The organism is Fictibacillus sp. 18YEL24 (assembly GCF_015903855.1).
Taxonomy (GTDB): domain Bacteria; phylum Bacillota; class Bacilli; order Bacillales; family Fictibacillaceae; genus Fictibacillus; species Fictibacillus phosphorivorans_C.
This window is the reverse complement of sequence record NZ_JACZDT010000009.1, coordinates 1-12,800: the sequence shown is the minus strand read 5'-3', so window position 1 is coordinate 12,800 and position 12,800 is coordinate 1. Positions and strand designations below refer to the sequence as shown.

The 12,800-nt window shown below is 42.9% G+C and carries 13 protein-coding genes and 2 tRNA genes; 2 read left to right on the top strand and 13 right to left on the bottom strand.

What is annotated here, in order from left to right; translation table 11 throughout:
- Position 1: 1 nt before the first annotated feature.
- The 4 genes from tatC to moaC are packed head-to-tail and all read right to left on the bottom strand — an operon-like array spanning position 2 to position 2,179.
- Positions 2–784 carry a twin-arginine translocase subunit TatC gene (gene tatC / locus HU823_RS20165; RefSeq protein WP_197223194.1) on the bottom strand — a complete coding sequence of 261 codons (783 nt, stop codon included), beginning with the start codon at positions 782–784 and terminating at the stop codon, positions 2–4.
- Between the two features lie 12 nt (positions 785–796).
- Positions 797–976, bottom strand: coding sequence for a twin-arginine translocase TatA/TatE family subunit (locus HU823_RS20160; protein WP_118156255.1), 180 nt, complete (start codon positions 974–976; stop codon positions 797–799).
- 18 nt (positions 977–994) lie between these two features.
- Positions 995–1,630 carry a redox-sensing transcriptional repressor Rex gene (locus HU823_RS20155; RefSeq protein WP_197223193.1) on the bottom strand — a complete coding sequence of 212 codons (636 nt, stop codon included), beginning with the start codon at positions 1,628–1,630 and terminating at the stop codon, positions 995–997.
- A gap of 45 nt (positions 1,631–1,675) precedes the next feature.
- Positions 1,676–2,179 (bottom strand): cyclic pyranopterin monophosphate synthase MoaC, encoded by a 504-nt coding sequence (moaC, locus tag HU823_RS20150; RefSeq protein WP_197223192.1) that lies wholly within the window; start codon positions 2,177–2,179, stop codon positions 1,676–1,678.
- Between the two features lie 413 nt (positions 2,180–2,592).
- Between moaC and HU823_RS20145 the strand changes: the two genes are divergently transcribed.
- Entirely contained in the window at positions 2,593–4,533 is a 1,941-nt protein-coding gene (locus HU823_RS20145) for an ABC-F family ATP-binding cassette domain-containing protein (protein WP_197223191.1), read from the top strand.
- 425 nt (positions 4,534–4,958) lie between these two features.
- Here the strand turns inward: HU823_RS20145 and tsaD are convergent, their stop codons facing one another.
- The 9 genes from tsaD to HU823_RS20100 all read right to left on the bottom strand — a co-directional run bounded on the left by tsaD (position 4,959) and on the right by HU823_RS20100 (position 12,005).
- On the bottom strand, positions 4,959–5,975 hold the full coding sequence (gene tsaD / locus HU823_RS20140) for a tRNA (adenosine(37)-N6)-threonylcarbamoyltransferase complex transferase subunit TsaD (RefSeq protein WP_197223190.1): 1,017 nt from the start codon (positions 5,973–5,975) through the stop codon (positions 4,959–4,961).
- On the bottom strand, positions 5,972–6,421 hold the full coding sequence (rimI, locus tag HU823_RS20135; protein ID WP_066399684.1) for a ribosomal protein S18-alanine N-acetyltransferase: 450 nt from the start codon (positions 6,419–6,421) through the stop codon (positions 5,972–5,974). The genes tsaD and rimI overlap by 4 nt, the downstream gene beginning before the upstream one ends.
- A 10-nt stretch (positions 6,422–6,431) precedes the next feature.
- The gene (gene tsaB / locus HU823_RS20130) at positions 6,432–7,127 is read right to left on the bottom strand and encodes a tRNA (adenosine(37)-N6)-threonylcarbamoyltransferase complex dimerization subunit type 1 TsaB (protein WP_197223189.1); all 696 of its coding nucleotides are present in this window, start codon (positions 7,125–7,127) and stop codon (positions 6,432–6,434) included.
- Entirely contained in the window at positions 7,127–7,579 is a 453-nt protein-coding gene (gene tsaE / locus HU823_RS20125) for a tRNA (adenosine(37)-N6)-threonylcarbamoyltransferase complex ATPase subunit type 1 TsaE (RefSeq protein ID WP_144704908.1), read from the bottom strand. The genes tsaB and tsaE overlap by 1 nt, the downstream gene beginning before the upstream one ends.
- Before the next feature lie 9 nt (positions 7,580–7,588).
- Positions 7,589–8,587 carry a thiamine-phosphate kinase gene (gene thiL / locus HU823_RS20120; protein WP_197223188.1) on the bottom strand — a complete coding sequence of 333 codons (999 nt, stop codon included), beginning with the start codon at positions 8,585–8,587 and terminating at the stop codon, positions 7,589–7,591.
- A gap of 373 nt (positions 8,588–8,960) precedes the next feature.
- Positions 8,961–9,036, bottom strand: a tRNA-Asp gene (locus tag HU823_RS20115).
- Between the two features lie 113 nt (positions 9,037–9,149).
- Positions 9,150–9,226, bottom strand: a tRNA-Met gene (locus tag HU823_RS20110).
- 141 nt (positions 9,227–9,367) lie between these two features.
- Complete coding sequence (locus HU823_RS20105) at positions 9,368–10,747, bottom strand: amino acid permease (RefSeq protein WP_197223187.1); 1,380 nt, start codon at positions 10,745–10,747, stop codon at positions 9,368–9,370.
- 109 nt (positions 10,748–10,856) lie between these two features.
- Positions 10,857–12,005 (bottom strand): trans-sulfuration enzyme family protein, encoded by a 1,149-nt coding sequence (locus tag HU823_RS20100; protein WP_197223186.1) that lies wholly within the window; start codon positions 12,003–12,005, stop codon positions 10,857–10,859.
- A 246-nt stretch (positions 12,006–12,251) separates the two neighbouring features.
- Here HU823_RS20100 and HU823_RS20095 point away from each other — a divergent pair, with 246 nt between their 5' ends.
- Positions 12,252–12,497, top strand: coding sequence for a hypothetical protein (locus tag HU823_RS20095; RefSeq protein ID WP_197223185.1), 246 nt, complete (start codon positions 12,252–12,254; stop codon positions 12,495–12,497).
- Positions 12,498–12,800 lie beyond the last annotated feature (303 nt).

Here is a 12,800-nt window from a genome sequence, read left to right as displayed (position 1 = left end):
TTTAATCATGATACATAGCTTCTGCCTGGGCTTCTCGTTCTTTTACGAGTGCTTCGACTTCGGCTTTCATTCTTTTTTTATAAGCTGCCTTCGAAATGATAATGCTGATTTCGTATAACAGGATAAGCGGGAACGTAACCATTAAGTGAGACAGCAGCTCTGGCGGTGTAATCAATCCCGCTACTACTAAAATCCCGAAGTAGGCTACTTTTCGTATGCTCTTAAGGAAATCCGGCGTTACGATTCCGAGTCGAGTCAGAAACATGATCAAGACTGGAAACTGGAACAACAGGCCGAACGGCAGTGTGATGTTGAATAGGAATGAGAAGTATTCCTGAATTCCGTATTCGCCTTCTACACTAAGTGCCACGGCGACATTTCCCATAAAGCTCACAACGAACGGAAAAAGAATAAAGTACGAGAATGCGAGTCCCGTTAAGAAAAGCACGAATGCGATCGGGATGTACATGAGCGTTACTTTTCGTTCGTTCTCATAAAGCCCCGGGCTGATGAATGCCCAGAGTTGGTACAACACCACTGGTGCTGATAGGACGAGGCCGATGAAGAAGGCAAACGTCATGTACACGTTCAGTGGATCGGTTAGATGAAAAGCGTTCATCTGAATGTTCTTTGCAATTGGATCACTTTGCAGATATACAATCACGGGCTTGGCTAAGAAAAATCCAGCGATCAAGAATATGAAGAAGGCTAGGATCGCCCACATGATGCGCTTTCGTAATTCGCCAATGTGACCGTATAGCGACATATTTTTTTCAGAGGTCATAGACAAACATCCTTACTTCTTCAGTTGTTCGCTTTCCTTTTTGTCATCTTCTTCGTCCATCATGCCTTTTGTCGCATTCTTGAACTCGCGAAGCGTTTTACCTGCTGCTTTTCCTAGCTCAGGCAGCTTTTTCGGTCCAAACATAACAAGAGCTGCCAGTCCGATTACCGCGATACTTCCTGGTCCTAACATAACGATTACCTCCTTGTTTTAAGAATAGTTTTTCATAAAATAAACAAGCGATTGCAATTCAACAGCTAAATCGATGTGATGAACACGAATCTCGGGTGAGACGGTCAATCGGGCGGGTGTGAAGTTTAAGATGCCTGTTACACCTGCGCGCTCGAGTTGATCGGCGATCGATTGAGCGGCTCCTACTGGAACGGTGAGGATCGCAACATCGATACCGCGGTTCTTCAGTTCTTGCTCGATGTCTTCTGTGTGATAGATCGGTACTCCGGCAATTTCGCTGCCTATTTTAGCTTTGTCTACATCGAATGCGACTTCTATTTTGGTATTGTTATTTTTGGTGAAATTGTAATGTAAAAAGGCCGTGCCTAAGTTACCTACTCCGATTAACGCTACGGTTGTTGTCTCATCCTGGTTCAACGTTTTCGCGAAGAACGACAGCAGATAATTAACATTGTAGCCATAACCTTTTTTGCCTAATGCGCCAAAGTAGGAAAAATCTCTGCGGATTGTTGCAGAATCTACTTTAACGGCTTCGCTTAGTTCAGCAGAAGACACCCTTTGTTTACCGGAAGATGATAAGTTTTTCAAAAAACGATAATACAAGGGCAGCCGTTTTGCTGTTGCGTGTGGTATTTTTAACTGATCTTGATTCATATTTGGAGCCCTCCAAGTTTAGAAAGCTTATCTATTCCTATTGTATCATATTTTGTCAGGGCTTGAAGAACGTAGAAAGTCCCCATTCTTGCCTCCTGTTTTTGACTGGAGATATGTAGGTCCAATCACCATTCCTTTATCCGCTGCTTTACACATATCATAGACGGTTAACGCTGCTGCAGAAGCCGCTGTTAAGGCCTCCATCTCAACACCTGTGCTGCCCTTCGTTTTCACTTCAACTCGGATGTTTAATTTAAACATGTTGTCCGCTAATTCATCCCATGAAAAAGACAGATCAACGCCAGTCAGTGATAACGGGTGACACATCGGAATCCAGTCAGAGGTTTTTTTCGCAGCCATGATTCCAGCGATTTGCGCGACGGCTAGAACGTCCCCTTTTTTAAATCCGTTTTCTTTGATCTTAAGGAAGACTTCTTCAGAAACCGTTACCCCGCTTACCGCTACGGCTGTTCGGTGAGATGTTTCTTTTTCCGAAATATCAACCATGCGCGCACGGCCTTCTTCGTTAAAATGGGTAAACTCTGTCATAAAACCCCTCCTCATGATGAATATACACGAAACCGCTTTTATTGTCGTTAAGATTTTACTTGTAATTATTGCAAAATGTTGAACATTCCCTTTGTTGGCGCGAATCTCCAAACTACGCTAAACTACTAGTTAGACAGGGTTATATTGTTTATTTAAGGGCTGATTGTATAAAAGCATGTTTGTGTAAGTAGTTGTTCTCCGCTCCAGCCACTTCGCTTTCCGTGGGGCAGGCGGTGAGCCCCTTGCCGCTTTGCGCCATTAAGGTTCTCACCTGACCGCTTGTCCCACAGGAGTCTCGTGCCTTGCGCTCCAACCAACTTATCAAAGAAGTACTTTTTCAGCATTATTCAAAAGTAACAAACAAGTCAATTAAATAAATAAAACCACCCGTTTTTCATAGAGGTGAAATTACAATGATTATTTTACAAGTTCAGGACGTTACGAAGTCGTTTGGCGCGGACGTTATTTTATCGAATATAAAACTAGAGGTTCAAAAGGGTGAGCGGATCGCGCTTGTTGGGCGGAACGGTGCGGGTAAATCTACGCTGCTACGCGTGATTACTGGTGAGTATTCCTATGATTCTGGTCATATCATGATCCCGAAAGATGTAAAGACTGGTTATCTTGCACAAGATGCGGGGCTGGACTCTGATGAGTCGATTTGGAACGAGATGCTCTCGGTGTTTGAGGACCTTCGTAAAAAAGAGAAAAAGCTGCGTGATATGGAAGCGCGTATGGGCGATCCAGAAGTGATTGCGAATGAAGCGGAGTATGAGCGTCTCCTGAAGGATTATGATGCGCTACAGGTTACATTTAAAGACGAAGGCGGCTATCAGTATGAAGCAGAGATTCGTACGGTTCTTCATGGTTTTCAATTTGCCGATTTTGACCGCGATACGAAGATTAACACATTAAGTGGTGGGCAAAAAACGCGTCTCGCACTCGCAAAACTTTTATTAACTAAACCAGATCTACTCATTCTCGATGAGCCGACGAATCACTTAGACATTAAAACGCTAACGTGGCTCGAACAATATTTGCAGAGTTATCCCGGCGGCATCTTAATCGTCTCTCATGACCGGTATTTCCTCGATAAAATCGTAACGACCGTTTATGAGGTTTCTAGAAAACGTTCTTACCGTTTCACAGGTAACTATTCTAGCTATCTCGAGCAAAAAGCGGAGCGTTTCGCTCAAGAGATGAAAGAGTTTGAGAAGCAGCAAGAACAGGTTGCAAAGTTGGAAGATTTTATTCAACGCAACATCGTGCGTGCTTCGACCACGAAACGTGCACAGAGTCGTCGCAAACAGTTAGAGAAGATGGAATTGAAAGAGCGTCCCGCTGGCGCAGAAAAGTCTGCTAGTTTTTCTTTTGAGATTGAAAGACAAAGTGGGAACGATGTGCTGAAACTTGAGAACGTGAGCACAGGATATGAAGATAGTGAACCGTTATTTAAGAATGTATCGGTAGCGGTTAACCGCCAGGACAGCGTCGCGATCGTTGGACCGAACGGAATCGGCAAATCGACTTTATTAAAAGTGATACGTAAGCAGCTGCCGCTCATATCGGGCGATATACGTTACGGCAGTGGACTCATGATCTCTCACTATGATCAGGAACAAGCAGACCTTCATTCACGCAAGACTCTTCTAAACGAGCTATGGGATGATTATCCGGAAAAGACGGAAAAAGAGATCCGCTCGATCCTCGGACAGTTTCTGTTTAGCGGTGACGATGTGTTGAAGCTTGTAACCGAGCTGAGCGGTGGTCAGAAGGCTCGACTTGCTCTGGCGAAGCTTATGATGGAAAAAGGTAACCTTCTTCTGCTGGACGAGCCGACGAACCATCTGGATCTTGACAGCAAAGAGATTCTTGAACAAGCTCTGATCCACTATCCTGGCACGATTCTTTTCGTATCGCATGACCGTTATTTCATCAACCGTATCGCCACGAAAGTCGTTGAACTCGCACCAACAGGCATGACTGAGTATTTAGGTGACTACGATTATTACACAGAAAAGAAAAATGAGATGAAAGCACGTGAAGAAATCGCTGCGCGCCAGAAAGCGGAGAACGCGGTTAACACTCCTTCTTCAAACCAAGGAAACGGTGCGAAGAACTCGATCGATAAAGAAGCGAAGAAGCTCGACCGTAAAAGGCAGCGTCGTATCGAGGAGATTGAGGGTCTGCTTGAAGGACTCGAAACGAAAATCACTTCGGCCGAAGCTGAACTTTGTAAACCTGAAGTCTTTCAGGATTATGAAAAGACGCAAGAATTCCAATCTCAGCTTGATGCTTTGAATGAAGAGATGGAAACGTTGATGGAAGAATGGGAAGAACTACAGAATGCTTAAGTTGAAAGCTGTTATCCTTACTTTTTGTAGGGATGTCAGCTTTTTTGTTTTACTTTTGCACTTCTCCACACATCATTTCATTCGCTGCGCACGTTTCGACATCAATTACGCACTTCTTCCCCAACGTTACACACAAGTATCTTCATTACACCCAGTGAAATTTCCGAATAATCATTCTTATCCACAGATTAACCTGTGGATTTTGCACTTTTTGACGACTTATCCACTTTATCCACACGAACATGTGTATACATGATGTGAATTGTGTATAATACAAACCCTTTATTTCAAATGTTTCAAAACCATTGTCCACATTATCCACAAACCTGTGTATAACTTTCCCACAAAAATGAAGGGTTTTTGTGTCGAATTACGTCGATATCAAAAAAAGCTCTTCTCCGTATAAAAGGAAAAGAGCTTTTAATTTATTGCGCTTCTAAATCTAACCCTGGTACACCGTTTAATGCCATATCTCCACGCGTTCCTTTTTGGTACGCCACACTTCCTGCAGCTCCAATCATGGCTGCATTATCTGTGCATAAGTGGAGAGGAGGAATAACGAGGTCATACTTTGTTCCATTAAAACGGTTTTCTAACATATGACGAAGTCCTTTGTTCGCCGCTACTCCTCCGGCTAAAAGGACTTGCTTTACGTTATACTGCTCTGCGGCACGGTATGTTTTTTCCACAAGTACATCCACAACACTTGCTTGGAAACTCGCTGCTAGATCTTCTGGCTTAATCACTTCTCCCCGCTGTGTTGCATTATGAACCGTGTTAATCACGGCAGATTTCAAGCCGCTGAAGCTGAAATCAAGCGAGTTAGGCTCTAGCCAAGCGCGAGGCAGGTCGATATTTGCTTCTCCCTCTTGTGCTAGCTTATCAATATGAGGGCCGCCTGGGTATGGCATGTTAAGCGTTCGCGCGACTTTATCGTACGCTTCCCCAGCTGCATCATCTCTTGTTTCACCGATCACTTTAAACGTGCCGTGCTCCTCCATCAGAACAAGCTCTGTATGCCCGCCTGAGACGATAAGAGACAAAAGTGGAAACGTCATTTCTTTTACAAGTCGGTTTGCGTAAATGTGTCCTGCGATATGATGCACAGGAACGAGCGGTAGGCTGTGTGCAAAGGCAAATGCTTTCGCTGCATTAACTCCGATTAATAATGCTCCGACGAGACCAGGGCCTTCTGTTACAGCAACCGCCGTGAGATCTCCTGGCTCTAACCCCGCTTGATTCAATGCTTCTTCTATGACGACTGTAATCTCTTCAACATGATGGCGTGACGCCACCTCAGGGACAACTCCGCCAAAACGCTTATGACTCTCAATCTGTGACGCGACAACGTTTGCCAGCAGTTCTGTACCGTTCTTCACAATCGCAACTGCTGTCTCATCACAGCTTGTTTCTATCGCTAATATCAATTCATCTTTTATCATAATTCCACCCACATTACTAAAGCATCTTCACCATTATCGCTATAATAGTTTTTCCGGATACCGCCTGCTTCAAATCCTAGTTTTTTATATAAATTCTGTGCAACATGATTACTTACGCGTGCCTCTAGCGTCATCGATACAGCGCCGTGCATCTTCGCGAGTTTGATCGCTTCTCTCATGAGCATCTCCCCTAGCTTTCTTCCTCTATAAGAAGGAAGGATCGCGATGTTCGTAACATGTGCCTCGTCCATAACGAGCCAGATGCCGCAATAACCGACCGGCTGAAAGGAATCTTCGATGACGAGGTAATGAGCGAATTGGTTCTCAACGATTTCTCTATAAAAAGCTTCTCTTGACCATGGAACAGCAAACGACGCTTGCTCGATCCCGAGGATATCATCTATATCGCTTACTTTTGCCAGTCTGAATGTATAAGGCTCTCCCATCAGATCTACCCTACTTCCCCTGTGACTTCAGCCAGTTCACTTCTGCTTCTGCCAACTGAAGATAGCTTGGTGTAAACGAATGGATATCAACCGGTTCGCTTGTCATACCGATACGCCCGAGTTCGCTTGGACGCGGATTGTGATCAGATACTTGTCCAAAAACAGCTTGGTCTCCTAACACGTTCTGAATCGTCTCTTGGTGCAGAGGCAAATCGCTGCCTACAAATAATATCTTTTTATCTAGCGTTTGAAGTTTTTCCAACCAATCTTTTAATAAGATGATTTGGTCTTCCCAGAGATTTTGATACTCTCCTGATTCATTTCTTCCGTAAAGCCCCGTAAATAGCTGTGTGCGGCGCGCATCGAACAACGGAACGGTATAGCCCTCAAAGTATTTCCCGCTCTGAGCAAGTACTTCCAAGCTCGAGATCCCAACGAGTTCTTTTTTTAGCGTCCACGCAAGTGTCTTTGCGATCGTTACACCGATTCTGACACCTGTGTATGATCCTGGGCCTTTGGCAACCACGATTCGATCAAGCTCTGCAGGCTTTACCCCGGTCTCTTTTAATACTTCTTCAATCGCAGGCATCACTCGTATAGAATGATTCTTTTTTAAGTTTGTAATATACTCACCGAGCACTTTTCCTTCATCCAATACTGAGATCCCCATCACAAGATTGGATGTATCTATTGCAAGAACTTTCATTACATAATCTCCTTAACGCGTTCTTCGTATCTGCTTCCGATAGGTTTTAATTGAATCTCCCGCTTATCGTCGCCTTTATGTGAGATAACGAGTTCAAGTCTTTCCTCTGGTAAATAGTCTTCAATAAATACGGCCCACTCGACCACACAGACGCCATCACCTGAAAAGTACTCTTCAAATCCTAGATCTTCGTCAGAGTCTTCTAACCGGTACACGTCCATATGATAAAGCGGTAATCGACCACTATATTCTTTAATGATGGTAAAAGTAGGAGAGTTCACTGTACGGGTCACTCCGAGCCCTTTTGCGAGCCCTTTTGTAAAAGTCGTCTTTCCAGCTCCAAGATCTCCAGCCAGTGTGAGTACATCTCCTTTTTGAAGAATAGAGCCCAGCTTTTCGGCAAAAGACATCGTTTCTTCCGCTGACTTTGTTTCGTATTGATAAGTACTCATGACTTCCCCTTACCTTTCCCTAAAATGATTAAATCCTTTTTTCGTGAGAACTTCAGGCTTCTCGTCCTGTTTGTGAAGATAGACCTCAGCCTTACCAGCTTCTCCAACTTTACCGATTTCATAAAGCGGCAGCTTGTGTTGTTTGAATGTATCTGACAGCACCTTAAAATCTTCTTCTGACGCCGTCCCAACCAGCACATAGTCCTCTCCACCGAACAACTGATGGTTAAGCACGTCAGCCTCTGGTAAATCTCTTAAGGACTCACTAACAGGCAGACTGTTTCTTTCTATATGAATGGAAACGTTACTTGCTTCAGCGATCTCATTCAATTCGCTCGCCGCTCCGTCACTGACATCGTTCAAGGATATTCGAAAACCGCTTCCTGCGAGAATTCTTCCTTGCTGGATATGAGGAATGGGCATCTGATGCTGACTTATCCATTTTTCTTCGTTTGCCGTGAAAACAGCATGTCTTGTTTTTTCTAGCAAAACAGAGAGCCCTGCTGCTGATTCTCCCGTTGTTCCTGTTAAAAATACGGAGTCTCCAGGTTTAGCGTTACTTCTTAATAAAGATCTTCCTTTTTCTACTTTTCCAATAACCGTCACGGATAATACTAACGGCCCTTTTGTAGAAACGGTATCGCCGCCCATAAGATCTATTTTGTATTCCGTTGCGAGTTCGCCCATGCCTCGATAGATCTCTTGCAGTTCATCCTCCGACCATTCAGGTGGAATCGCGATCGAGACGAGATAGAACTGAGGAATACCACCCATCGCCGCAATATCACTGACGTTCACAGCAAGTGCTTTAAATCCCGTTTGATAAGGAGATAAGGTATTCTTCGTAAAATGAACGCCTTCTACCATGGTATCCACACAAACGATTTGATCCATCTCTTCGTTTACCGACCAAAGAGCAGCGTCATCACCAATGCCTTGAACCACCTCTTTTTGAAAAAAGTGCCGAGGCGTGATGCTGTTAATCCATTCAAATTCATCTCTAATCATGGATGTGCTCCTCTCTGGTCTTTATTTTAGTTTGTTTTCTAAATAGATAATTGCTGTTAGCTTTTTTCAAAAAGACTTCAATGATTAAGTTGATTGGAGTGCAAGGTGCGAGACTCCTGTGGGACAGGTGGGCAGGTGAGACACTTAAATGTGAAACATTAGGAATGTGGCTCACCGCCTGCCCCGCGGAAAGCGAAGCACCTGGAGCGGAAATCAACAGCTCAAAAAAAACAGCTAAGAATAAACTTAAAGACAATTCAAATTATAAAAAAGCCTTAGGATTATAATAAAAACTCCTAAGGTGACAGTTGTATATTAGTTTAACTTACTTTTAGACATAAAAAAACACGAAACCTTGTTTCGTTTTTAAAAGTGGCGGACCCGACCGGGGTCGAACCGGCGATCTCCTGCGTGACAGGCAGGCATGTTAACCACTACACCACGGGTCCAGCTTGTATGTAATTGATGATGTAGTTCATGAAATTAAAATTGGTTGCACCCAATGGGCACTTCCGATATTTCATGGCTAGACGTTTACTCGACGTAGTTCATGAAATTTAATTGGTTGCGGGGACAGGATTTGAACCTGCGACCTTCGGGTTATGAGCCCGACGAGCTACCAGACTGCTCCACCCCGCGACGTTATAAAATATTGTTTTTTCTGGTTTAGATAACAACTTGTTTCGGACATTTATTAATATATCACGTTTATTAGTATGATGCAAGTGTTTTAAAAATATTAGGCACAAGAAATTTTATTTATTTCCTGTGCCCTCTATTTTATGCCACTTTATCGGTATTTTCAGGGCGCTTGTTGAACCCCTTTAAATAGTAGATCGCTGTTAGTAAGATCAACCAACATGGCCCTACGATCAAGGCGATACGTGTATCTGGGAAGTATGCCATGAGTCCTACAACAAAGATTAGAATAGCTAATGCGATATATGAACCATACGGAAAGAATGGCACTTTAAATTTCAGTGTTTTCTTTTCTTCTTCACTTAAGCTTCTGCGGAACTTAAGCTGTGACAGAAGTATAATCGACCATGTCCATATCGCTCCGAATGTTGAGATACTTGTTACCCATACGAAAACTTTTTCAGGAACAAGATAGTTTAACACTACTCCAATAAGAAGTGCTCCAGCTGAAACTAATACAGCTACAGAAGGTACACCCGTCTTACTTACTTTATGAAGTTTAGCCGGTGCTTGTTTTTGTTCAGCCAGGTTGAAAAGCATACGTCCTGTACTGAAAATTCCACTGTTACAGCTTGATAATGCCGCAGTTAGAACGACAAAGTTAATGATACCAGCAGCTTGTCCGATACCGATTTTTTCAAATGTAAGAACGAACGGACTTCCTTGCGTTCCGATTTGATCCCACGGATAGATGGACATGATAACGAATAATGCCCCTACGTAGAAAATTAGGATACGCCAGAATACAGAGTTTACAGCTCTTGCTAAAGATTTTTCAGGATTCTTTACCTCTCCTGCTGTAACACCGATCATCTCAATTCCTAAGAATGCAAACATAACCATCTGCATAGACATGAGGATTCCCTGTATGCCGTTTGGTGCGAAACCGCCATTTTCCCAAAGGTTACTGATTCCTGTTGCCACTCCACCGTTACCAAAACCAAATAGTATCATGCCTAAACCAGTTATAATCATCAATACGATAGCAACGATTTTGATAAGTGCAAACCAGAATTCAAACTCTCCATATGCTTTGATCGCAAGCAAGTTGATGCTCGCCATTATCACAAGTGCTGATAGTGCCCAAATCCAGACAGGTACATCTGGGTACCACATCTTCATATAAATACCTACAGCTGTAATCTCAGCCATACATGTAACGATCCATAAGAACCAGTAGTTCCAGCCTGTTAAATAACCGGCTAGTGGTCCAATATAGTTTTTAGCATAACGGCTGAAAGATCCGGCAACAGGTTGATGAATGGCCATCTCACCTAACGCTCTCATAATGATGAACATTACAGATCCGCCTAATGCATATGCTAATAAAATTGCTGGCCCCGCCATTTCAATTGCTGAAGCTGACCCTAAAAATAAGCCCACTCCAATAGCGGCCCCGAGTGACATAAGTGTGATATGTCGTTCTTCGAGCCCACGATGTAATTCTTGTTTTGGCTTCATTTTTATGCCTCCCTTGATGTATATGATGAAGCGCTTTCACTCAGGTATCATAACACATTTCGACAAAAAGAAACAATTCGTTTTTATTACAGTAAAAAGCCCAAAAGCCCTATTGTAACAGGGCTTTTTTGGAAGCTTCTTTAAATACAGCAACGATATCCTCAATATTTTCAATACCCACAGAAATTCGGATCACATTCTTATTAATCCCCAATTTTTCGCATGTCTCAGCTGGTAGTGAACGGTGAGAAGTTCCGAGTGGATATGAGACCGTCGTCTCTACACCAGCAAGCGTTGGAACGATGTGTACCCAATCCAATGATTTAAAGAAAGTATGCACGTTGCTTTTCTCGTCGAGTTCAATCGTAACAATTGATGAATTTCCGTTTTCACTCACGTATTCTGGATAGTAGACGGTTTTAATTCCATCAGTCAGTTTAAGCTGGTTCGCTAATTCTGTGGCGTTAGATATATGACGCTCCATACGCACGCTTAATGTTTTTAAGCCGCGAGAAGCTAACCACGCATCAAACGGTCCTAAATTACAGCCAAGGTGAATCATTTTTGCTTGAGCCTTTGCGATTAACTCCTCTCTACCTACTACTACACCTGCTGTCACGTCGCTATGGCCGTTTAAATATTTCGTCGCACTATGAACAACGAGATCGACACCTTTCGTGTACGGCTGAAGTGCATAAGGTGTAGCGAAAGTATTATCGATCATCGTCTTAAGATTATGTTCTTTTGCAAGGGCAACAAGTCCCTCTAGATCCTCTACACGCAATAAAGGATTCGTTATGGATTCTGAATAAATGAGCTTTGTATTGTTGCGGATATTTCTTTTAACCTCATTTAGGTCCTTGAATGAAACGAATGTGGTTTCGATTCCAAAGCTTTTGAGGTCATCAGAAAGAAGCTGGTAGGTTCCGCCGTATAAATCATCACAAGCTAGAATATGGTCACCGACTTGTACGACTGCTAAGATACCCACTAGAATGGCTGACATACCCGATGAAGTTACAACACCAGCAGGAGCTTGTTCAAGGTTTGCCACACCACTCGCAAAATCGTTCTGATTCGGGTTGTTCATACGTGTATATAAATAATCATTCTTTCCTCTAAAATAATCCTCTAAGTCATCTAGATCGTTAAAAGAAAAAGCTGACGTCTGATAGATCGGATTGATCTTGCTTACTGACTTCACACTATTATGACCACTTGCATGCACGCTGGATGTATCAAAATGAACATTCTTCATGATATATGGCCTCCCCATTGTTTTTTTATCTTTTAGTTTAGCATAAAACTGCTTGGAGATATGGGGTTAGGGTTTGTTTGTTTTTTGGTGTGTGTAGAGTAAATTTGGTTAGGTGCTTTTGATGTCTGTTAGTTAGTGACTATCGTCGTTTTAAGTTTTAGCTATTCGCTGTCGTTGTCGAAAATTCGATAAAAATTTTTATCCGTGAAATTATGTGGTTTATCCGTGAATATATGAAGGATGACCGTGAATAAAATCACGATTACCGTGAAATTATGTGGCTTTGGGTTGATGAGGAGATCTCATTTGGGGCTTCTGAGGGAAGATCAGGGCCGTTTGGATGAGTTTTTGGCTTCAAAGAGGGTTAATGCAGCTGCTAGTGTTGCTTTTGATTGGACTTTTGGAGCTTTTGGTGAAGAATATCGCGTGTTGGAAGATGGCTGTAGCCATATTCTTCCTATTTTGAGAGGTGTAGGTGAGTTTCGCGGCTGAAACTGATCTTCAAAACATACGGAGTGGGGTATTTCCCTCGTCTAATTAAGTCGGAATGCACAAAATTAAGTCAAAATGAGAGTAATTAAGTCGAAACGAGCCTCAATTAAGTCGAAAATCAAAAATAAAGGCATTTCGCTAAATCTCGACAACCGCTCTCTGCCCAAACCAAGCTCTATACGCCCGAGCCTTCCTCCCCCACATCCATAATAGAAAGTTTGGCAGCCGCCAAACCACCTAATTTCTTTTTTAAAACACAAAAAAAGAAGATGGATTCTCATCCATCTTCCTCATTGCCTAGCA